The sequence below is a fragment of the Holdemania sp. Marseille-P2844 genome, from assembly GCF_900120005.1.
GTDB lineage: Bacteria > Bacillota_I > Bacilli_A > Erysipelotrichales > Erysipelotrichaceae > Holdemania.
The window spans coordinates 539,848-562,422 of sequence record NZ_LT635451.1; the positions used below are offsets into that span (position 1 = coordinate 539,848).

A 22,575-nucleotide genomic window follows, 5' to 3' on the forward strand; every position below is an offset into this window, starting at 1 on the left:
GTCAATTTCGCGCATCAGAGATGGAAAGCAAACCCATTTTTTGAAGTCCTGATCATTCAGGTCATCTTCAAATTTAAGAAGGAGTTTCCAATAGCGTTTGAGCTTATTGTAATGAGGCTTACTCTGATTCATGAAATTGACGCGGGTCTTATTGAGAGCGCGGCTGAGCAGCTGAACGATGTGGAAGCGGTCAAGAATGATCTTGGCGTGAGGGAAACAGTGGTGAACGACAGAGAAGTAAGGGGAATACATATCCATACAAACGGTTTTAACGGCTTCGCGGGCTTTCCTGGAATAGCTCATGAAATAGCGGATGAGAGCGGGCATTCTGCGATCAGGAAGGATATTGAGGATCTGACCGGATTCTGCGTTAAGAAAGAGAAAAGACATTGAAGCATCAACCCCTTTGACAGAGCGAAACTCGTCAAAACAGAGATGAGGGGGAAGAAAATTCCGCTGGACTTTAAAATCCTGATAGAGCTGTTGAAGAAGGGAATTCACCGTGGCATGAGAAACAGAGTGACGGAAAGCGATATCTTTTTCAGAAGTCTTCATCTTGGCGTCGAGGGCAATGGAGAGACGAGTGTTATTGGAAATGAAACAATGAGGGAGAACGATGGAAGTCGAAGCCGTAAAAGTATGGCCGCAATGTTTACAAAGGAAGCGTTGTTTTTTGAGGCGGAGATAAGCGGGGCGGCGGGAAACGGAAGGCAGGGTGATGAGGGAGGATTTCGTACCATGTTTGATGATAGCCGAGCCGGGGTTGGAGGACCCGCAGAGAGGACAGGAAGAGGGAGGGTCATAAGAAAGCGAGCCGGAAAAGACAAGGGAGTCAACACCACGAATCGACTGAGAAGAGACACAATCCTCAGAGAAATGAAGATGAGGGTCTTTTAAATTGAGAACAGATACGATAGAATGAGTAATGGACATAGTGAGATTTCCTTTCTATATTGTGTGGTAACTTTATTGTAACGGAAATTCTTACCTATGTCTCTTTTTTTTATGCTCAAGAAAAAAAAGCGTTGGTTTCTACCAACACCAAAATTTATAGAACCGATTTTAATCCATCCATGATTTTAATGAAAAACGTTTCTTACTTGAGTCCTGGCTTCAACCGGACCCGATTTAAGAAACGTTTTTTCTGTAACAGCGGAAAGATCGGGAATCCGTCTTCTTCTCTGATCTTCTGCTCCGCTTTTCGTATTTCAATGTAGGCCTTCCTTGCACCGCAAGTCTTTCTTTTACCGAATCAAATCAATGCTAACAAATTTTCATTCTTTGCCCCGGAAGGAAAGGGTCTTCGACACTTTAAGCTAATCCGAATTCCCTCCAGACGGATAAAATTGTAGTGTGACTGTGACCGGTTAATCGGCCGGCCTCTCTGGCAGACAGAAGCGGATGATCCTGTTTCATCTGGCAGATTGTCTGAATATCACAATCTTTGATTCTCTTCTTCGACATGGAAATTTTGAAATTTTTGTTCTGTTTCTCCGCTTGCTCATCGTAGAGCCCGCTTTGTTTCAAAATCCGGTAAACCGCATGACGCTCCATGCCGACAAGCTCGGCAATCTCCTGAGTGGAGGCTTGCGGACGGTCCTTTTTCATCTGGCAGATCTTTTCATTCCGCGCTTGGGTCCGATGATGATAACGCACTTGTTGTCGCTTTACGCCCAGCTTTCGTTCCTTCTGACTGTCATAAATTCCGGCGTTAATCTGGACTTCTTTTACTAAATCCCGGCTGACGCCGAAGTGTTCCGCCAGGGCCCGCACTGACAGTTCAGGATTTTTAACGCTCATTTCCAGGATGTTCAGTTTTTCCGATTTCCACGCAACTTTTGTGAGTTCGACCCAATCCAGCTCGGCCAGATCACATTTCAGGATTTGAGACAGTGAGGAGCGAAGCAAATTGGCTTTAATTACTTCGGTCTCGCTTTTCTTACAGTTAATTTCAAGATAGCGCTCAGCGGCGATGCCATGGTCCAGGGCCAGCTTTCTTTTTTGCGCGTCGTTCGCTTTGTTTTTCTTTAACGTATTCTTAAAATAACCAGTGCCTTCCTCATAATGCTGCTTTCCATGCGCTTCCAGGATCACGCCGAAATCCGGCAGATAGAAATCATAGGAAAACGACTGCGCCCAAGGCAGCTCTTTTCTGGAAGCTTCCTGAATATAATGAATTTCAAGATGATCCAGCACGGATTTGATCAGCCGGTGCGGAAAGGAGCGCCCGACAGACCAGGAACAGGCGCAGCCGATGGAATGCGTATGATGCAGCGTCGCAATCGCAATCGCTTTTTCGCGCACGTTGCCGCAATAGGGACAACGGAAGCGAAGCTTTTTGTTTTGCCCGCGGGTGTATTGTCGGGCTTCGGCTTCACCGCCGGGAAAGAAGAGGATCATCCAGCGATCGGTTTGGGCGATGGAACGCTTGCCGGACAGAGGCGAATACCGGCAGCGACCGCAGGCACAGCTTTTTGGCGGCAGGACCCGTTCTTCCGCCATCCAGGTTTTAGCGCCGCACTGCGAACACAGGATCAGAACTTCGCGCTGTGTCATCCGAGGATTGGATTTTAAACGCCCGCGGCGCTGATCTATAATCGTATAATCCCGCCGGGCGTCCGCAAACCGCTGCCCCAGCGACGTAACAAAATCGAAATGGCGCGTTTGAAGGATCCTGCCTAAAATACAATGCTTGACGGAGCTGGCCGGCACCGCGGGAATAATCCTACCGGCATACCGGATATCCAGCACCGCTTCGCCATGATTTCCTTTTCCAGCCCGCAGGATCGTCAGCAGGCCCTGATGATCATCATACTGAAAGGGAACGTCAAAGCCTTCCGACTGATTCCAGGCTATGAAATGACGCGCATCGCGGGGAAGTCCGGATAAATCAATAGAGCGCATGGGATCACCTCACTTTTATCCAACGGATTGTTTCTGAGATAGAACTTAACTGTAAGTAAAAAGAGAATTAAGGAACAGTCTGCGCTTAAAATCCTGATGAAAGCGGGATGCGGAAAGCAAAGCAATGGGGGGGGGAAGGGCGGCCGCACTGTTTCTTTAGGAATGTATCTTTTTTGCCGGAAGAACGGTCTTCAACAGGAAGAAAAGCGGCTGTTCTGCGCCGCTTGCTTATCCTCTGTAAAAATCTGTTAAACAAGCGATCGGGGCCTTTAAAACATGAATTCAGAATACTTTAAACAACCTCCGAGCGCCGCAAATTCTGCTTGATTTTCTTAAATGCCGCGTCAATCCCGAAATCTCTAACCCATTCCAAATACTGCTGAAGCAGCGCTGCGGTATGCGGATGCATGAACTGCTTGTCGCTGCCCTGAAGGAAATACTCGATCGGCGAAGCGTTTGTATACTTCTCTTTCTGATACGTCTGACACGCTGCGATCCGGTCGCAGACCATCTCCGCGACATACCGCTTCGGCATTTCCACGCAAAATAAGCCCTGACATTGCTTGTTCCGGTCAATCCAATACTCCCAATGGTGCTTGTTATGCCCTTTGTGATGCAGCCAGCCCTCGGAATAGCCTTTGGCTTCTTTTTCGGCGTCAATCGGCGAGCGGTAGCCTTGGAAATAACGCACTCCCGCCCAGAATTCAACCGGGCTGTATTTCGACAGATCATGAAGCAGACCCTGCTTGATCAAGCCCATTTTAAAGCACAGCCGTGTCACCCGCAGCTTGTGCAGTGTAATCGTCTTTAAATGTCCCCAGAAACGTAAGGGGAATGAGGAAGAACGCATATCGATCCTTCTTTCTGTTCTGTTTTTCATTCTATAGGAATGTTAAAAAAAAGGCAAATCAAAAGTCCGCAAAAAGGCATGAGAAAGAGTTTCACCAAACCGTTTTTCATGCTAAAATAATACAATGAGCGGAGGGTTAACATGAACCGACATAGTTGTAGAGAAAAAGCGATGATCTGTTTGTATCAGCATCGTCTGCTGAACAAACCGATGGATGAAATCATTGAGGAAGTCATGGAGATGAAAACCGGAGAGCTGGATGATTTCAGCCGGATTCTGATCCTGGATACCTTGGACAATGAAAACCGATATATCCAATACATTAACGAAACCTTAAAGGATTGGAGCTTCGAGCGCTTAGGCGTTCTCGAACAGGCGATTCTGCTGATGGCGTGCAGCGAACTGGATCACCAGACGGCCTCGGCAGCGATCATCATTGATGAAGCCGTGCGGTTAGCGAAAGATTACTGCGACGACGAAGCCTACCGATTGATCAACGGCGTTCTGGACAGAATATGAGAAACCGGCAGCTGAGCGTCAGCGCCTTAGTCCGGTATCTGAAAGGCAAGCTGGATCAGGATCCGCTGATTCAGCGTGTGATCGTTGCAGGCGAGATTTCCAATTTCACAGCGCATCGCAGCGGTCATTGGTATTTTACATTAAAGGATGAGAAATCACGCATCAGCTGTGTGATGTTTGCTTCCAATGCGGCCCGCTGCAAGTTTATTCCCAAGGAAGGCGACTCCGTGCTGGTGCAGGCCAACACGTCGATCTTTGAAGCCAGCGGACAGCTTCAGCTTTATGTTACGGCGATGAAGCCGACCGGTTTAGGCGATCTGTATTTAAAATATGAAGAATTGAAACGCAGGCTGCATGAGGAAGGTCTGTTCGATCCGGCCCGGAAAAAACCGCTGCCCCAGTATCCGATGCGGATAGTCGTCATCACTGGAAAAAACACCGCGGCGCGCCAAGACGTTGTTACGACGCTGGCCCGGCGGTGGCCGATTGCCCAGGTGAGCGAAATTCCTGTGCTGGTGCAGGGCGAAGGTGCGGCCGCACAGATCTGTGCGGCACTGCGGCAGGCGGACACGTTAGGTTTTGACGTCATGATCTTAGCCCGCGGGGGCGGATCGATTGAAGATCTGTGGTCGTTCAATGAAGAAAGCGTAGCCCGGACGATGGCCGGTTTGCAAACACCGGTAATCTGCGGCGTCGGTCATGAAGTCGACGTCACGATTGCCGATCTGGTCGCTGACCGGCGGGCTCCGACGCCCACCGGCGCGGCTGAGATGGCAACGCCGCAGTTGGCAGAGGTGCAGAGCCATTGTCTGCGCCAGCGGCAGCAGCTGATCTATCTGATGAATCAGAAACTGCGTCAGCAGCGCCAGCGTTATCAGCAGCAGGTTGAAAGCCGGATCTTTCAGGATCCGATGAGTCTGCTTCAGCCGCTTCAGATGCGGCTGGATTACGACAGCTCACGGCTGCAGAACACAACCCAGCGGCTCCGCAGTCAGCGGGCCCGGCTGGATCAGCTGAGCGCAGTTTTATTAAACCAGACCTCGCGTCAGGTCCATCTTCAGCAGCAGCGCTTGGGACAGCTGCGGCTGAATCTGAATCACCATGAGAAACAACAGCTGATGCTTCGCCAGCAGCAGCTGAAAGAAAAGATCCGGCTGCTGGACGCCTATTCCCCGTTAAAGATTCTGGGGCGCGGCTACGGTCTGATCGCTCAGAACGGGCATTTGGTCCGTTCTATCCAGGAAGTTAATGTCAACGAGGAGCTGCGGATCCGGCTGCATGACGGTCAGATCCAGGCCCATGTCAAGGAAAAGGAGGAACAAGCATGAGTGAAAAGCCGACGTTTGAACAGTCAATGGACCGGCTGGATCAGATCGTTTCGCTGTTGGAACGCAATGAAATCGCGTTGGAACAAGCGATCGGATTGTTTGAGGAGGGTCTGAATCTAGTTCAGGATCTCGATACCCAGCTGCAGGGATATGAAAATAAGGTACAGGAACTGATGCTGCGGCATCAGCCGAAAGAAAGTCAGGACGAAAACTTATGATGAACGAATTTGAAGTATTCATGCAGCGCCAGTGCCGGCTGCTGAAACGTTCCGAGGTTAGCGAAGCGATGGAATATTCGCTGATGGGCAAGGGAAAACGGCTCCGCCCGCAGCTGTTGTTCGCGGTCGCGGAGGGTTATGGACTATCAGCACAGGACGGTTTTATGGCCGCCGGAGCACTGGAAATGATGCATACATATTCCCTGATTCACGACGATCTGCCGGCAATGGATAACGACGATTACCGCCGGGGCCGCAAGACGTGTCATAAACAGTTTAACGAGGCGACGGCAATTCTGGCCGGCGACGGTTTGCTGACGCAGGCCTTTGCCTTAGCCGCCAACAGCAGCGACGACCCGGTCAAAGCGTTAAAAATCGTAAAGGAGCTGGCCTCGGCCGGCGGAGCGGAAGGCATGATCTTAGGCCAGATTAAGGATCTGGAGGCGGAAAACAGCCCGGCTGTAACGCTGGAACAGCTCAAAGAAGTCCATTTGTATAAAACCGGCTGTCTGTTTACTGCGCCGCTGGTCATGGGCGCGATTCTGGCCGGTCAGGACGCGGCCATTTCGCAATGGCGAAGGATCGGCGCACTCATGGGTTTGGCCTTTCAGATTCAGGACGATATCCTGGACGTCACCAAGAGCAGCAAGGAGCTGGGAAAATCAGCCAGCGATCTGGATAACAAAAAATCGACTTATGTCACTTTATTGGGGTTAGGTCAGGCGCAGGATGCGATGACCGAGGTTTACCGTCAGACGCGCGATGCGATCCGTCAGATGAATCTGGATACGCAGCGGCTGATCGCGATTCTGGACGCGATGGAATTTCGTCAGTATTAAGTGAAGATAAGGAGGTTAGCGGAAATGGATTTAACCGATATACACGATCCCGCGTTTTTAAAACAGCTGGATCAGCGGCAGCTTAAAGCGCTGGCGCAACAGATTCGGGAATTCCTGATCGATCATGTCAGCAAGACCGGCGGACATCTGTCCAGCAATCTGGGCGTCGTCGAGCTGACGATCGCTTTGCATAAGGTGTTTGATTCGCCGCAGGATAAAATCTTTTTTGACGTTGGACATCAATGCTATACGCATAAAATTTTAACCGGACGGGCCGGCCAGTTTGATACGCTTCGTCAGTATGAGGGGTTGTCCGGCTTTCAGAAACGAGCCGAAAGTGAGCATGACGTCTGGGAGGCGGGACATTCCTCGACCTCGTTGTCAGCGGCGTTAGGTATGGCGGTTGCCCGGGATCTCAACCATGAACATTACCACATCGTGCCGGTTATCGGCGATGGCGCCCTGGGAGGCGGGATGGCACTGGAAGCGCTGAATCAAATCGGCAGCGAACAGCGCAACATCATCATCATTTTCAATGACAACAACATGTCGATTTCAGAGAATGTCGGTGTTTTGACGCAGAACTTTGCCAAGCTGCGCGCATCCAAGCCGTACAATGCGTTGAAGAATGATCTCAAGACGGCGCTGAATCGAAACAATGTCGGTCAGGTGGTGCTGACCGGCCTGCAAAACATGAAGGACGCGGTGAAAAAAGGCGTGATTGATACCGGCGTGTTCGGTGAATTCGGATTGGAATATCTCGGACCGGTCGACGGCCATGACATCAAGAGCCTGATTCAGATCCTGAAGGTTGCAAAATCCCATCAAGGGCCGGTCGTCGTGCATGTGCTGACGAAAAAGGGCAAGGGTTATTCCTATTGCGAGGAAGATAAAGAAGGTGTCTGGCATGGCGTCGGACCGTTCAATCCCCAGACAGGAAAACCATTGTCGGCCACGCCGGCGGGCTATCTTTCATGGTCTTCAGTTATCAGCGAAACACTGGTTCGTTTAGCGAAGGACAACAAAGATATCGTCGCGGTGACGCCGGCAATGATCACCGGCAGTAAGCTGGAAAAATTCTTCGCGGTTTACCCGGAGCGTGCGTTTGACTGCGGGATTGCCGAAGAACATGCGGCGACGTTCTGTGCGGGACTGGCGATCAGCGGGAAACGGCCGTTTATCTCGTTGTATTCCTCATTCCTGCAGCGCTGTTATGATCAGATCAATCATGATATCTGCCGGATGGATCTTCCGGTCGTGATTGGTATTGACCGGGCCGGACTGGTAGGGGAAGACGGCGATACACATCACGGCGTCTTCGATATCGCGATCCTGCGTTCCTTGCCGAATCTGATTTTAGCGCAGCCTAAAGATGCCGGGGAAGCCCAGCAGCTGATGGCAACGGCGTTTGCCCAGCCGCATCCGATGGCGATCCGCTATCCGCGCGGGACTGCGCTGTATAACGAGCTGGCGCAGGTTGAACCGATTCCGGTCGGCAGCTGGACGCTCGTCAATACGGAACCTGATCATCAATGCACCGTCGTGACCTATGGCCCGGATGTCGATAAAGTCGTATCCAAAGTGCTGACCAATTCGCTGCCGGTTCAGGTTGTCAATGCCCGGTTCTTCAAGCCGCTGGACGAAGTCATGCTGCAGCGGCTGGCGGAGGAAGGCAAGCCAGTTATCGTGTATGAAACAGATATGCTGGCGGGCGGTCTTTCCAGCGCGATTCTGGAATGGGCTGCCGATCATCAGGCGGCGATGACCATCCGGCGCGTCGGCATCGGCGATACTTACGTACCGCAGGGTTCGCTGAATAAAATTCGGCGGCTGGAAGCGATTGATATCCTGAGTTTGTTCGATGTGATTAAAGAATACTGCGAAGCTTAAATCATTCCGGAAGGAGGAAGCTGATGCTTAAACATCTGTATGTCAAAAACTTCATTCTGATCGATGAGGCCGATTTGGATTTTGATGCGGGCTTCAGCGTGTTCACCGGAGAAACCGGCGCGGGCAAGTCGATTTTGATCGACGCGATCAGTTTGCTTTGCGGGCAGCGCGCCCAGGCGGGATTCGTTAAACAAGGCGAAAATAAGGCACTGATTGAAGGCGTCTTTGATTTCTCCACGAATCCGCGGGTGCTGGCATTATTGCAGGAAGCTGGCTTCGATGGGGATGAGGACGTCGTCATTAACCGGGAGATCAGCGCGGAAGGCAAAAGTCAGATGCGTCTGAATCACCGCGTGACCACGGCGAACTTCATTCGCGAGCTGCTGGGACATGAAATTGACATTCATTCCCAACATGATACGCAATATTTATTAAACCGCAATTCGTTTTTAAATCTTTTGGATCAATATCTGGATGACGAAGCGTTATTAGCCAGCGTCAGAACTCAGTTTAAAGCTTACCGACAACTGAATGATCAGCTTGAGGAAGCACGCAGCCCGAAGGCTGAGCAGGACTTGGAATTCCTGCGGTTTCAGCTGAATGAAATTGAACAAGCGCAGCTGAAGCCGGGCGAGGATGAGGAGCTGGAAGCGATCGAACGGCGGATTGCGGCCCGCGAGAAAATCTATCAGCGGGTAGCGGAAAGTCTGGAAATTCTGGATGGTGAACAAAGCGCGGTTCCGCAGCTGTACGAGGCGGCGCGGCTGACCGGCGGATTTCCGGAAGAAACGGAACTGGCAGAAATCAGCGAAGCGTTGAATGAGCACTATTATGGCCTGCAGGATTTGAAAGAACGGCTGCAGCGTTATTTTGAGTCGCTGGAATTCAGCGAGGAACAAATCAACGAAGTTCAGAGCCGATTGTTTGAAATCAATCGTTTAAAGCGAAAATACGGCCGCAGTCTGGATGAAATTCTGGAAAAGGGAGAAAGTTTCCGGCAGCAGTTAAATCAACAGGAGCACCGTCAGGAATACTTGCAAGAGCTGCAGAAACATGTGCAGACCGCCTACAAGCAATTTGAAGAAAGCGCGCTGAAACTGCGCCAGATCCGGCAGCAGAAAGCCCTGGCGCTGCAGAAGGAAGTTGAAATTCATCTGCACGATTTAATGCTTCCGCATGCGCGGTTCATTTTGCAGCTGAAAGACGCCAAGCCGTCGGCGCATGGCCTGGACGAAGCGGACTTCATGATTTCCATGAACCCCGGCGAGCCGGTCCGCTCACTGACGCAGGTTGCCAGCGGCGGTGAATTAAGCCGTTTAATGTTGGGGCTGAAAACGATCTTTACCCGGCTGGAGGGGATTCAGACCGTCATCTTTGACGAGATTGATACCGGTGTCAGCGGCCAGGTCGCAACTGCGATCGGCTTGAAGATGAGTTTATTAGCTCGTGACGCGCAGGTCTTCTCAGTCACGCATCTGGCGCAGGTTGCGGCATGCGCGGATCAACATTACCATGTTACCAAGCGTCAGGGACAGGATTTCACGGAAACCCAAATCCAGTGTTTGAGCAAAGAGGAACGGATTGACCAGCTGGCCCTGATCTCGCAGGGCGAATTGTCCGATACGGCCCGGCAGGCAGCCCAGGAGTTATATCAACGCAATCAAAAGAAAGTGAATGAAGCACGGTCAGTTTGATCGTGCTTTTACTTTCTTCAAAGACTGGCAGGGGCATTCCGCGCTGGAAAAGACTGCGATCCCTTGGACAGCCGCTATTTTCGTTGGAAATATTTTAAAGTTAAATAAATTCCTCGTCTTATTCCAACGGTTATATGCGACGTTTTCCCAGTTGAAACAAAGCCTTGGTAAGATTTTCTGGATATAGTTGAAGCCTGGAAGCGCCATACTATCAGTACTGCGAGGTGAGGCCATGAAAAGAATTTTCGGTTTGACGGCCTTCCTATTGACGTTAACGCTTTTACCCGTTCAGGCCCAGGAGAAAACCGTCATTCTGGGCGGCGATACGATTGCGATCACAGTCAATTACGAAGGCGTTTATGTCAGCGGTATGTATGATTTCCAAGTCAATGGGGAAACGCTGTCGGCAGCGAAGGAAGGGACAGTGCAGGTAGGGGACCGGATTATTGAATCCAATGGCCGGACCGTGTCGACACTGGAGGAACTGTTTGCGAATCTGAAAACGTTGCAGAAAGAGCGGAATCAGGTTCCGGTGACCGTCATCCGCAATGGGCAGCGGGAAGCGGCTTCATTGTTTGTCTGTTATCTGGAAGCAGAAAAGGTATTCAAGACGGGATTGTATGTGAAGGATAAGATCAAGGGTGTCGGGACAATGACGTATTATGATCCGGCGACCAAAACCTTCGCTGCTCTGGGGCATGAAATCGCGGAGGAAGGGCAAAGCCGGCCTGCCGATGTCACAATGGGACAGATCTTTGAAGCGACCGTCGTTTCCGTCCGGCGCTCAACCTCCGGAAATCCTGGTGAGAAAATCTGTCAGTCGGAGAGTCTGGTTCCTATTGGTACGGTCAGGAAAAACACGATCTATGGCTTGTACGGCAAAGTCCAGACACTGCCTTCCGCCGCGCAGAGCGTACCTGTCGCTTCGCGCGAAGAAGTTACCGTGGGCCCGGCGGAAATTTATACCGTCGTGCAGGGAACGACGCCAAAGCGCTACGCAATCCAGATTACCGAGGTGCGCAAACAGAACGGTCAGGCCGTGAAAGGAATCCGCTTTCAAGTTACCGATTCCGCACTGCTCAACCAAACCGGCGGCATTATTCAGGGAATGAGCGGATCGCCAATTCTTCAAAATGGGAAACTTATCGGCGCGGTAACGCATATGGTTACCAGCCAGCCCGACAGCGGTTATGGGATTTACATCGACTGGATGTTGGAGGAAGCCCGGCACGATTAACAGACACAAACTAAGGAAATGCCTGAAATTCAGGCATTTCTTTTGGCTTGAGTTCAAAAACAGGCAAAAAAGCAGAAACTTTTCCATGGACTTCGACCTGTTTCGACTTCTTTTTCAGTTCAAATTCCATAAAATGGAAACATCGAACAGAGGAGTGAACAAGATGAAACAGATCAGAATCCTGTTGTGTGAATCCAACAGCGAGATCAGAGAACAAATGGAACAGGAACTGCGGAAGAAAAACGATTGGCTGCTTTTACCCAGCTGCAAAGATGGTCAGGAGTGTCTGGAACGGATAAGGATGAGCCATCCTGACGTTCTTGTCCTTGACTGCATTATGCCTAAACTCGACGGGATGGAAGTCCTCAGCACATTGAGCCGGGAGGGGATCCGGATAGGAAAAATTTTATGTACATCCAGCTTTATCAACGACTTTATGGTGACGGAAATGCAGAAATATCAGGTCGATTATTTTCTGATGAAACCGGTGGATCCCAAGACGGTCAGCGAGAAAATCGCTCAGGTCTGCAGCTATCAGAAAGTCTCTGCTCCAACCCCATCCACTGCGCCGGCCAACGCCAATGAAAATCAGGATGATGAACGAATGATGCGCCTGCAGCTGGAACGGGAGATCACGGAGATCTTACATGAAATCGGTATTCCTGCCCATATCAAAGGATATATGTACCTGCGCACTGCGATTCTGGAAACTTACTTAAACGTCGATTACCTCGGTCAGATCACCAAGGTGCTCTACCCGGAAATTGCCCGCCGCTATATGACGACCAGCTCCCGCGTGGAACGGGCAATCCGGCATGCAATCGAAGTCGCCTGGAACCGCGGCAACATTGACGCGATTGACGAAATCTTTGCCTATACGATCAGTGCTTCCAAAGCCAAGCCGACCAATTCAGAGTTTATTGCCATGATCGCCGATAAGCTGCGGCTGGAGCATCGGCTGAAGAACAATACCAGCAGCTACGCTAAAATTGGATAACATGATCATCTTTGCACGGAGGAGAAATCTTCCGTTTTTTCTGGTCTGAAAGATGAAAGTTGTTCAAGTCCGTGCTATAATAAATCACGATAGGTTAAAAGCAAAGCTGGGCCATCTGCTTGAATCCTGCGGTGAACCGGAATATTTGACTTGAAACAGGATTGGTTTCTGAAGAAGCAATCAACAAATCTGTTCAATATAAAAGAAAGAAAGGGGGAACGCCGCGTGGGCCGGGTTATTTATCATATTGATTTAAATGCTTTTTTTGCCAGCGCGGAAATTCTCCTTGACCCCCCGCTGGAAGGAAAACCGGTCGTCGTCAGCGGTCTGACCAAGCGCAGCGTCGTGTCCACCGCCTCCTATGAAGCCCGGCAGTTCGGCGTTCACTCGGCGATGCCGATCAACGAAGCCTTGAAATTATGCCCGCAGTTAGTCGTCGTGAAAGGACATCACGGCTATTATGAACAGCTTTCCGAACAGTTCATCTCCTATGTAAAGAAATACACTGACCTTGTTGAACAGGCCAGTATTGACGAATGCTATGCCGATATGAGTCAGGCAATTCATCGTTTCCCGCGGCCGTTGGATTTAGCGTGGCAGCTGCAGCAGGAATTGCTGAGCGACCTGCATTTAAAATGCTCCATCGGCGTCGCCCCGAATAAATTTCTGGCCAAAATGGCCAGCGACATGAAAAAACCGATGGGGATCACCGTCCTGCGGAAACAGGAGGTTCCGGTGAAGCTGTGGCCGCTGCCGATTGAAGACATGCGCGGAATTGGCAAGAAAACCGCGCCGCAGATGAAAGCATTAGGCATTAAGACAATCGGCGATCTGGCTGCGGCCGATCCAGAACAGCTGCGGCCGCTGCTGGGAAAAAATACGATGACCTACATTCAGCGGGCAAATGGCGAGGATGACCGCGAAATCATCAGCGATGCCGAAATCAAATCCATGAGTCAGTCAACAACGCTGAATTATGATTTCTCTACTGAAGAAGAAGTGCGGACACTGTTTCGCAAGCTGGCGAATAAGCTCAGCGAACGCATGATCGAAGAAGATAAAATGGGGACGATCGTTTCCATTTCCATCCGCTATTTCGACTTTAACACCAACGTCCGTTCACGAAAGCTGGATCATCCGGTGTACCGCAGCGAAGACTTGTTTGAGCTGGCGATGGAACTGTTCGATGAAAACTATGAAGATCAGCCAATGCGCCATTTAGGCATTGGCGTCGGTTCGCTCAGCAGCATCCATGATCAGAAAATTCAGATGAATCTGTTTGAAGCGCCGCCCGTCGATCCGGCCTGCGCAACGCTCGATCTCATCAGTCAGCTGAATCAACAGCTTACTTCCGGCGGCAAGCTGACGACCGCCGCGGCGCTGATCAAAAAACCGGTTGATACCCAACACAAGAAATAAGTCTAATCTGTCCTGGCTGTCATACATTGATACCAGGAGGGAAACATGAAAACAATACAACCCCAGTTGAAGAATTTTTCCAATAAGCATAAAAACTCCATCAACTTCTTATTAATTCTGTTAATTTTCGGCATGATTACCGGTGTCCTGCTTTCCCGCTGGATCAGCAGCGCCGACGTTGAGCGTTTGTCCTCTTACTTGTTGACGACGGTGATCACCAGCGTAGAACCGCAGTCGTTTTTTACAAGTCAGTTTGTCACCAACATTTTATTCATGCTTGCGATCTTTTTTCTCGGCTTCTCCTTGGCCGGGATTCCGCTGATCGGGTTTATCGTCTTTACCAAGGGCGTCCAGATTGGATTTTCCTGCGTTTTATACGTTCTGACCTATCAGTTGAAAGGGGTCCTGGGGATCCTGTTAACGCTGATTCCGCAGATTCTGTTCGATTTGATCGCCTTGTTTCTCGTCTCGGTGATCAGCACGGAAATCTCCTATGCCTTGATTCAGCGTTGTCTGGGCTACAGCCGCAGTGATTTTTCGTTGATCCAGCTGATCAACGGCCGCTTAAACGTTTTGATCGTTTCCTTGCTGCTGATCTTCTTTTCCGCCTGGATTAAATCGACGCTGGTCATCCGCTTGATGGAAATTTTCGCCATGATGGAATAACTCTGGTATAATAAAGCTGGAAAGCAGGGAGAATATGACGCTAGAGGAAGCCTTCCGGCAATATCTGATTTACATCTCAATTCAGTTTCCAAAATCAGAAAAAACGATTGCCGGCTATCGCAATGATCTCAGCCGGTATTTTCAGTTTCTTGCGCAGAAAGAAATCGATCGGATCGATCAGATTGATTCGGCGATGCTGGAGGAATATGTGCGGGTTCTGGCGCGGGATCACGCCGCCGCTTCTGTTAATCACGCAATCACCGCAATCCGTGGATTCCATCAGTTTTTAGCCTTTCGCTTTGACGAACTGGACCCAGCGGAATATCTGGAGCAGCTGCAGCGGACGCAGTCCTTGCCGGTCTACTGCACGCGGGATGAAATTGAGAAGATCATGGCACAGTTCGGACATAGCCCGGAGGATATCCGCTGGCACGCGATTGCCGAGCTTCTCTATGGATGCGGGCTGCGCGTCATCGAATGCGCGGCGCTGACAATGAATCAGGTGGATCTGGAATTGGGGATGCTGCGGATCTGGGGCAAAGGGAATAAGGAGCGGTTAGTGCCGATGCCAAAGCAGACGATAAAAATTGTACGCGAATATGTCGACACCGTCCGGCCGTTATATCAGAAAAAACCGACGTCCTGGCTGTTTATTACACGACTGGGCAAGAAAACGACTACTGCTTCCATCGAAAGTATGATAAAATCAGTGTGTATCCAGGCTGGGATTCAGAAGCCGATCACGCCGCATAAGCTCCGCCACACCTATGCCACGCACATGCTGGAAGGGGGTGCGGATCTGCGCAGCGTTCAGGAATTATTAGGTCATTCCGATATCACGACGACGCAGATCTATACGCACATCGACCGCAACCGGCTGCGGACGGCTTATGATGAAGGGCTCGGAAAATTGATGGATCAAGAAGGAGAAAATGACGATGAAATATAAACGGATATTTACAATTGTAATGGATTCTGTCGGCTGCGGTGAAATGCCGGATGCCGAACATTATGGGGACCACGGTGCAGATACGATCGGTCATATCGCAAAAACGGTCGGCGGCTTGGCAATGCCGGCAATGGAAAAGCTGGGCTATGGCAACCTGCATTCAATCCTGGGCGTAGAACCGCAACGTGATCCGCAGGGGTATTACACAAAAATGTTGGAAGCTTCGGTCGGCAAGGACACTATGACCGGCCATTGGGAAATGATGGGCTTATACATTGATAAACCATTTCAGACGTTTACGGACACCGGATTTCCGCAGGAATTGATCGACGAGTTGGAAAAACGCACGGGCTATAAGATTGTCGGCAACAAATCAGCCAGCGGGACGGAGATTCTGGATGAACTGGGTGAGCATCACATGAAGACCAAGGATATGATCGTCTATACATCGGCGGATTCCGTGCTGCAAATCGCGGCCCATGAAGAAGTCTTCGGCTTAGAAGAACTGTATCGCTGCTGCGAGATTGCGCGTGAGCTGACGATGAAGGATGAATGGAAGGTGGGACGCGTCATCGCCCGGCCGTTTGTCGGTGAAGGCAAGGGCCATTTCACTCGTACCAGCAATCGTCATGACCTGGCATTGAAGCCGTTTGGCCGCACCGTGTTGAACGAGCTGAAGGATAAGGGTTATGATGTGATCAGCGTTGGCAAGATTAAAGATATCTTTGACGGCGAAGGGATTACGGAAGCGTATAAGTCGACAAGCAGTCATCACGGTATGGAGCAGACGATTGAACTGACGCAGAAGGATTTCACCGGCCTGTGCTTTGTGAATCTGGTTGATTTTGACGCAAAGTGGGGACATCGCCGCAACCCGCAGGGTTATGCGCAGGAATTGGAGGATTATGATCAGCTGTTAACCACGTTCCTGGGACAACTGCGGGAAGAGGATCTGGTGATCATTACCGCCGATCACGGCAACGATCCTTGTCATACGGGAACAGATCATACGCGTGAAATGGTGCCTTTGATTCTGTACTCGCCATCGCATCAAGGTTCCGGTTTGTTGCCGCTGGCGAATACGTTTGCCAATCTGGGCGCAACGGTGGCCGAGAATTTTGAGGTGTCGATGCCGGAATATGGCGAATCGTATTTATCATATTTGAAATAAAACCAGTGACGCCGCAGACGGGAGTGTTCTCTCTGCGGCGTTTATTTTCGATATCACAACGATTGAATTGCTTATTCCAAATATAAAAATTGGATAAGATACATTATGCGAAGCTATGTAGATGAATCATATTTCCCAGATTTACTCATACGTTTCTGCTTCCAGCGGATAAATGAATAACAGATGATCCCGTTTACGAGTAAACCAAAGATCGCGATAATCCATTCAGAGATGGAAAAATAATAAACGAAAAGAATCTGAAATGCTTTGAATATCAGGACCTCAATATTTATGATTCTTGCATATTCGACTAAGCAGCTGACTCGCTGCTTCTTATTTAAATCATTCATCTGGGGATTAAGAATTAACAAAAGACAGACGAGGACGTCTGTTAACCCATAAAAAGCAGAAAACAATAAAATTATGAAAACGTCCCATTGATGGAAACAATTTAAATGATTGATCAGTAAGTTGCTTATTCCCGACACAATCAAAACAAGTAGCAATCCAATAAGAAATGAAACCCGGAAATAAAAATCACAGTGAATCCATGTAAAAATACTCTTTAAGTAATCCATATTCTATACCTTTGTTAAAGTGAAGATGACTCCCCTTCATCCTTGCTAGTTACAATTATAACAAGCCGACATAGGAAACCCAAGCATTATTCCATTCTTAACTGTAATCTAAAAAGTCCGTTTATCCGGACTTTTTCTTATACTGCTTACCACGTTAGATTTCAGGCCGTTAAAACATGCAGGCAGGCGATTAGTTTCTGCCACAGCCCTGCCCTCTTGGATACTTCCACAACAACTGTATCCGGATTGGAACGTCTTTCCTTTACCGCTTCCTGCAGCTTATGCAGCGGTAGCTTTTCCATCCGTTCTTCCATCTTCTTGAACTTTCGGTACTGCTTGTAATAATTACAGGCGTAGAGCCCGGCTCCTGCCACAGCGACAACGCCAACAACTTTCAACGCTTTTTTCATGATCTTTCCTTTCCGGACGACGGTCCTGATTCTGTTTTCTGATTCTATTATACCCTTGTCCCGCCGATCCGACAATCGTCGTTTTTTGGTCAGATTCATAAATCTGTCGTAAAGCGAACTTACAGATTGCGCATGCGATAGAAATATTTGTCGATAATGGCGAAGTTATGCTCACCCAACGCCGGATTGTTAACCCGTAAGGAGCCGTTATAATAGACATCCGGAATAAAGCCTTCCTTTACGCACAAATCCACCGCTTCCGCCAGAATCGCGTTGATCAGGAAGAGAAATGGTATGGAGGACGTCGATCCCACCTTCATCGGCAGTCCTTCAATCGCCACCGCGGCATCGCCAAGGGCAGAACAATTTGAAATCACAACGTCGCCAAAATCCATCAAATGCTTGCCGCTGGAATGTCTTGGTTTCAATGTTGCGGAATATTCGGTATTCGTCAGAACAATGACCGGAAAGCCCCTTTCCTTACAGATCTTCGCAAATTCCAGCGTGACGGCATTGTTGCCGGAATTGGAAATGCAGATCACAGCGTCGTTTGGTTCAAAGCGGTAGTAATCAATGATCTTCTCAGCATAGCCTTCCATTTTTTCCAGGAATCCTGATTTAGTAATCTGGGTATTTCCAGTCACAGCTTCTTCCAAAACGGCCTGAACGTTGCCCAAGGTGGCAGAACGATAGAAGACATCATCTGCGATCAGATGCGAATGACCGCAGCCGAAAACCCGGATTATTCCGTCGTTCTTCGTGCAGTCGGCCAGAATCCGCGCGGCTTGTTCAATCGCAGTCGTCTGGGTCCTTTCAATCCGGCGTAAAGCATTGATTTCCTCCTCAAGATATTGCTGCCAAACTTTCATAAAAACGCCTCCTTTTTCTCAAGTATACCACACCGCTGCTCAAGATAAAGAAAAACTCACAGCTGTTTTATAGCTGTGAGCATCGCTGCAGTATGGAATCTAATCCCGGTTCCGGTTGAAGATCAGAAGCAGCCGCAGGATCTGCAGCACTGAGGAAATTAACGATGCGATATAAGTAAACGCAGCCGCGCTCAGCATCGCTTTGACATCTTTCCGCTCTTCCTGAACGACAAATCCTTCCTCATAGACCAGCGCCATGGCCCGCTTGGAAGCATCAAGTTCTACCGGCAGCGTCACTAACTGAAAGACGGCGACGCAGCTCAACATCAGAATGCCGGTGTAAAACAGGCCAGTGGAGCTGAACAACAGTCCCAAGATCAAGACAAGCCAGGAAAGCTGACTGGATACCATCGCAAAGGGAAGAATGGAGTTCCGCAAAGCGATGAATCCATAATTCTCTGCATGCTGGATCGCATGGCCGCATTCGTGCGCCGCCACCGCCACAGAAGCGATACTGGAATTGGCGTAAATGTCTTCGGACAGCCGGACAACATTCGCTTTTGGATCGTAATGATCAGACAATGCCCCGCCAGGAGCGGGTTCGACCTGAACATGCTGCAGACCATGATCGTCTAGAATCCGCCGAGCCACCTGGGCCCCAGTATAACCGCGCAGCGTCATCACCTGCCGGTAACGCGCATAGGCGCCCTGAACCTTGATCTGAGAGAACATAACCAGGAATAAAGCCGCTAAGTAAAGGATCCAATCCATCTTCATCACTCCTTCTATTCTCTAGTATAACCCAAATTGGCAGGAACATGTGAGTCTGCTGCTGCGCTGATCTTGAGTTTTTGTTATTCTACCATAGAATATCCGAATTGGCGAATGAATTGCTTCACGCAGAATTCCTGTTGATCAAGCGATCTTATTGAATTATCAGTCTCTCCTCATTTCATCCTTGTTTCAGCCTTTGAGAGAGTCTCGGCACGGATTCACCCTTTTTCACAAAAAAAGAAGCGCAAGGCTTCTTATTTTACAGCGTCTTTTAAGGCTTTAGCAGCTTTGAATCCTGGAACCTTTGTCGCAGGCACGGTGATCTTTTCCTTTGTTGCAGGATTGATGCCTGTTCTTTCAGCTCTTGTCTTCACTTCGAATTTGCCGAAGCCGCTGATATCGACTTTGCCGCCGTCTTTCAGCGTTGAAGTAATTTCATCAAAGATCAGATCGACAGTTTCGCCTGCCGCTTTCTTTGTCATTCCCATCTGATTCGCAACAGTATCTACTAATGCTTTTTTGTTTAACAATTCACTCATACTTATTACCTCCGGTACTCGTATATGATACCATCTTTCGTTTCAGAGTTCAACAGAAACTAATCTTAAATTTTGCTTTATTTCAGGCGTTTTTGCTTATTCGTAATCCATTTCCAAATTGTCAAAACGACTTCCGGCAACCGTGTTGCCGACAGTATCCAGATACTCGATCATGACGTTTTGACCCGCCTGGGTGAGTGTCAGCTCCGCACTGATGTCCAGAGAGAGTACATACAGATGCACATCGTTCTCCAGCGTGAGATAATAATGCGTTGTGCCTTCCTGCACGGCAGAAGCGATCGCAGCCACCTTTCCCGTGACCGTTTTCATTTCCGCCACTTCACCGCTGATCTGCTTGTTCGCAGTTTTCAGCTTTCGCAGATAATCGTCATGCGCCGTCTGCATCGTTTCACCGATCCCGACAATGGAGTAGTCCGTAACGTCGACGAAGGAATACATTTTGACCAGCCCTTCGGAATCTTTCAAGGAGATGAAATATGTCGGCTCATCCGCGATATTCAACAGAATCGGGAAGGTTGCGCGATAGTTCAGATGCTGAACCTGCCCTTCCGCGGAAGCCATCGCCGAAACCTCGTCAGCGCCGCCGACTTTGATATAGCTGGCTTCCTTGGTGCGCAGATTGATCAAGGCAAAGCCGTTGATCGAATGATCCGCCGCGACGGAAGTCAGGCCGGAAAAGACATAGGTTTGCCCGTCGATATTGACAAAATTGTAGCCGTCGGTCGTTTGAATCATATCCTTCTGACCAAACAGCGTGTTGAAGAAACCATGGACGTAATAGCCCCAGTTGTCAATCTGATTCCATGCCAGCTCCGCCGGCTGGACACGATCCACCCAGGCTGGAATTTCATCCATAGCGTATTTGTTCATCTCACCGGTCATTGGATCGACGATGATCACGCCCTGAGCGCTTAATCCGCCGTAGTAACCGATTTCCGGTGCGACGACGGAAACAACCCAATACGGATGACCTTCGTCATCCAGCTCAAATGAATAATCGGAAAGCAGCTCTGTGCGATAACGGAAGCGGATGTGCCGGAACAGATTTTGATTGAACCAGGCCGACGGGGAATACTTAATCCCTTCCTGAAGCATGACCATATCGACGTCGTTGGGATCGTTCACATTGACCTGGATAAAGCCCGGGATTCCAGTGCCGTTGTTCTGGAACCATTTGATGAAATCCCGGTATTCCAGCGGCGATACACGGTATAAATGCTGATCAGAGCTGATCAGCGTGTAGGTCTGATCGATCTGATACTGCGAACCCAGACCAGCCTGCTTGCCGATCTGTTTGTCGCCTAACAATGCCGCAGTCTGCTGATCAACGACCGGAATCCGCTCGGTTGAAATCGCCTGGAACTGTGAGCTGAAATCAGACACGTCTTTTATCGCGATCTGATCGCGGTATTTCTCAGCATTGAGCAGCTCGCTGCCTAAAAACATCAGTAGCAGCATCGCGGCAAACAGGAATCCTGCCCCGAAAATGCAGCATTTCTGGATCAGCGCCCACTTGCCGGACAGCACAAAATCGCTGATTCCAAAGACGACAAGCAGAAAGACCACGAGCATAACGGTCGAGGGACTGTGCAGATTCCAGGCCGGCAGCGTCACATAGTCAATCAGAATGGCCAGCGCCAGCGTGATCACCAGAGCTGTCAGATGAGCTTTCCCCGGCTTCATTTTCGGTTTGCGCGGTGTCTTGAATTGGTTGAAGGCGTTGGGATCAAAGTTAAAATGGAATTGAGTCATGCTTGATTCTCCTTTAAGCGCCGGCGCAGATCAGCGATCAGTGCGTTCAGACTGGCATCGTCCAGACATTTGCAGCCAGCCGCGTTCTTATGCCCGCCGCCGCGGTAATTCATCGCGATGTCGTTGACCGGCAGCGTCTTGGAACGCAGCGAACCAGCCCACCAGGTGTTTCCCTGATCGTCGTGATCGTTGGCAAAGACCGCCCAGATCTCAATTTCGCGGATTCCACCGAACTGATAGACTTGATCCTTTGCCTGGGAAGCTGTCATGGACCAGCGGTCTAAGAAGGCCTGATCGATAACGGAAATCATCAGATGATCATCCAGAATTTGAGCTTCAGCCCGGATCGCGCTGGCAAATTCATATTCTTTAAGCGGAACGTCGAACAGATCACGGTTGATCTGCGGAATATTCAAGCCGCTCTGAGCCAGATAGGAAGCCATCGCGAGCGTATGTTCCGTTGTATTGCTCGTCTTGAAGCTCAGTGTATCCGTCAGTAAACCGCGGTACAGATATTCCGCGACCTCCGCTTCCAGCGGTTCCTGATCAACGTTGCTGAAAAATTCCGCAAGAATTTCACAGGTCGCCGCGTAGTGATCGATGACATATTCGAGATCGGCGAAATGCTCGATCTGCGGATGATGGTCGAGATGGATGATCTGCCGGGCGCTTTGCCAGCGCTCGTCGTCAATCCGCCGCACGTTCGCCGTGTCCAGCACGATCGCCAGCGACTGCCGGATGGTTTCGTCATCAATTTCATCGCTGTCCGGAAACAAGCCGTTGGTCATTTTCTGATGTCCGAGCACAATCACCCTTTTTAAAGGAAAGCGATGCTTTAACCAGGTGGCAAGCCCCCATTGGCTCCCTAAAGCATCGCAGTCCGGATTGATATGTCGGTAAAGTGTAATGACCTCAGACTGCTCCAGTGCGGAATACAGTCCTTCAAACATG

The 22,575-nt window shown here is 49.7% G+C and carries 21 protein-coding genes; 12 read left to right on the forward strand and 9 right to left on the reverse strand.

All coding sequences use genetic code 11. From position 1 onward, the window contains the following. From BQ7364_RS18605 to BQ7364_RS09230, 3 genes are all read right to left on the reverse strand, one after another. Positions 1-933, reverse strand: a 933-nt coding sequence (locus BQ7364_RS18605) for an ISL3 family transposase (protein ID WP_072684438.1), incomplete at its 3' end; no start/stop codon positions are given. Between the two features lie 378 nt (positions 934-1,311). Continuing rightward, positions 1,312-2,904, reverse strand: coding sequence for a hypothetical protein (locus BQ7364_RS09225; RefSeq protein ID WP_072684439.1), 1,593 nt, complete (start codon positions 2,902-2,904; stop codon positions 1,312-1,314). 292 nt (positions 2,905-3,196) lie between these two features. Beyond that, a complete protein-coding gene (locus BQ7364_RS09230) occupies positions 3,197-3,754 on the reverse strand; it encodes a DUF5662 family protein (RefSeq protein ID WP_072684440.1) in 558 nt (185 codons plus the stop codon). 141 nt (positions 3,755-3,895) lie between these two features. Between BQ7364_RS09230 and nusB the strand changes: the two genes are divergently transcribed. From nusB to deoB, 12 genes are all read left to right on the forward strand, one after another. Next, positions 3,896-4,273, forward strand: a complete 378-nt coding sequence (gene nusB, locus BQ7364_RS09235; RefSeq protein WP_039865145.1) for a transcription antitermination factor NusB — start codon at positions 3,896-3,898, stop codon at positions 4,271-4,273. Beyond that, positions 4,270-5,601 (forward strand): exodeoxyribonuclease VII large subunit, encoded by a 1,332-nt coding sequence (gene xseA, locus BQ7364_RS09240; RefSeq protein ID WP_072684441.1) that lies wholly within the window; start codon positions 4,270-4,272, stop codon positions 5,599-5,601. The genes nusB and xseA overlap by 4 nt, the downstream gene beginning before the upstream one ends. Further along, positions 5,598-5,819, forward strand: coding sequence for an exodeoxyribonuclease VII small subunit (gene xseB, locus BQ7364_RS09245; RefSeq protein WP_006060764.1), 222 nt, complete (start codon positions 5,598-5,600; stop codon positions 5,817-5,819). Before xseA ends, xseB begins: the two co-directional genes overlap by 4 nt. Next, positions 5,816-6,658, forward strand: coding sequence for a polyprenyl synthetase family protein (locus BQ7364_RS09250; protein ID WP_083538514.1), 843 nt, complete (start codon positions 5,816-5,818; stop codon positions 6,656-6,658). Before xseB ends, BQ7364_RS09250 begins: the two co-directional genes overlap by 4 nt. A 24-nt stretch (positions 6,659-6,682) precedes the next feature. Further along, positions 6,683-8,548, forward strand: a complete 1,866-nt coding sequence (gene dxs, locus BQ7364_RS09255) for a 1-deoxy-D-xylulose-5-phosphate synthase (RefSeq protein ID WP_072684442.1) — start codon at positions 6,683-6,685, stop codon at positions 8,546-8,548. A gap of 23 nt (positions 8,549-8,571) precedes the next feature. Then, positions 8,572-10,242: a DNA repair protein RecN gene (recN, locus tag BQ7364_RS09260; RefSeq protein ID WP_072684443.1), complete on the forward strand. Its 1,671-nt coding sequence runs from the start codon at positions 8,572-8,574 to the stop codon at positions 10,240-10,242. A gap of 232 nt (positions 10,243-10,474) precedes the next feature. After that, on the forward strand, positions 10,475-11,479 hold the full coding sequence (gene spoIVB, locus BQ7364_RS09270) for a SpoIVB peptidase (protein WP_072684445.1): 1,005 nt from the start codon (positions 10,475-10,477) through the stop codon (positions 11,477-11,479). Between the two features lie 163 nt (positions 11,480-11,642). Beyond that, positions 11,643-12,476, forward strand: a complete 834-nt coding sequence (gene spo0A / locus BQ7364_RS09275) for a sporulation transcription factor Spo0A (protein WP_072684446.1) — start codon at positions 11,643-11,645, stop codon at positions 12,474-12,476. Between the two features lie 225 nt (positions 12,477-12,701). After that, the gene (gene dinB, locus BQ7364_RS09280) at positions 12,702-13,895 is read left to right on the forward strand and encodes a DNA polymerase IV (protein ID WP_072684447.1); all 1,194 of its coding nucleotides are present in this window, start codon (positions 12,702-12,704) and stop codon (positions 13,893-13,895) included. Positions 13,896-13,940: 45 nt separating this feature from the next. Then, complete coding sequence (locus BQ7364_RS09285) at positions 13,941-14,561, forward strand: stage II sporulation protein M (protein ID WP_072684448.1); 621 nt, start codon at positions 13,941-13,943, stop codon at positions 14,559-14,561. Between the two features lie 34 nt (positions 14,562-14,595). Continuing rightward, the gene (locus BQ7364_RS09290; RefSeq protein ID WP_072684449.1) at positions 14,596-15,510 is read left to right on the forward strand and encodes a tyrosine-type recombinase/integrase; all 915 of its coding nucleotides are present in this window, start codon (positions 14,596-14,598) and stop codon (positions 15,508-15,510) included. Next, positions 15,500-16,681: a phosphopentomutase gene (gene deoB / locus BQ7364_RS09295; protein ID WP_072684450.1), complete on the forward strand. Its 1,182-nt coding sequence runs from the start codon at positions 15,500-15,502 to the stop codon at positions 16,679-16,681. The genes BQ7364_RS09290 and deoB overlap by 11 nt, the downstream gene beginning before the upstream one ends. Before the next feature lie 739 nt (positions 16,682-17,420). On the opposite strand, the gene BQ7364_RS09305 is transcribed toward deoB, so the two are convergent. The 6 genes from BQ7364_RS09305 to BQ7364_RS09330 all read right to left on the reverse strand — a co-directional run bounded on the left by BQ7364_RS09305 (position 17,421) and on the right by BQ7364_RS09330 (position 22,574). Then, complete coding sequence (locus BQ7364_RS09305) at positions 17,421-17,669, reverse strand: hypothetical protein (RefSeq protein WP_072684452.1); 249 nt, start codon at positions 17,667-17,669, stop codon at positions 17,421-17,423. Between the two features lie 119 nt (positions 17,670-17,788). Then, complete coding sequence (locus BQ7364_RS09310; RefSeq protein WP_072684453.1) at positions 17,789-18,538, reverse strand: sugar isomerase domain-containing protein; 750 nt, start codon at positions 18,536-18,538, stop codon at positions 17,789-17,791. 99 nt (positions 18,539-18,637) lie between these two features. Next, positions 18,638-19,309, reverse strand: a complete 672-nt coding sequence (locus BQ7364_RS09315; protein WP_229100667.1) for a zinc metallopeptidase — start codon at positions 19,307-19,309, stop codon at positions 18,638-18,640. Between the two features lie 257 nt (positions 19,310-19,566). Continuing rightward, positions 19,567-19,851, reverse strand: a complete 285-nt coding sequence (locus BQ7364_RS09320; protein WP_072684455.1) for an HU family DNA-binding protein — start codon at positions 19,849-19,851, stop codon at positions 19,567-19,569. A 96-nt stretch (positions 19,852-19,947) separates the two neighbouring features. Next, complete coding sequence (locus BQ7364_RS09325; protein WP_083538516.1) at positions 19,948-21,624, reverse strand: hypothetical protein; 1,677 nt, start codon at positions 21,622-21,624, stop codon at positions 19,948-19,950. Further along, positions 21,621-22,574 carry a DHH family phosphoesterase gene (locus tag BQ7364_RS09330; protein WP_072684456.1) on the reverse strand — a complete coding sequence of 318 codons (954 nt, stop codon included), beginning with the start codon at positions 22,572-22,574 and terminating at the stop codon, positions 21,621-21,623. Before BQ7364_RS09330 ends, BQ7364_RS09325 begins: the two co-directional genes overlap by 4 nt. Position 22,575: the final 1 nt, after the last annotated feature.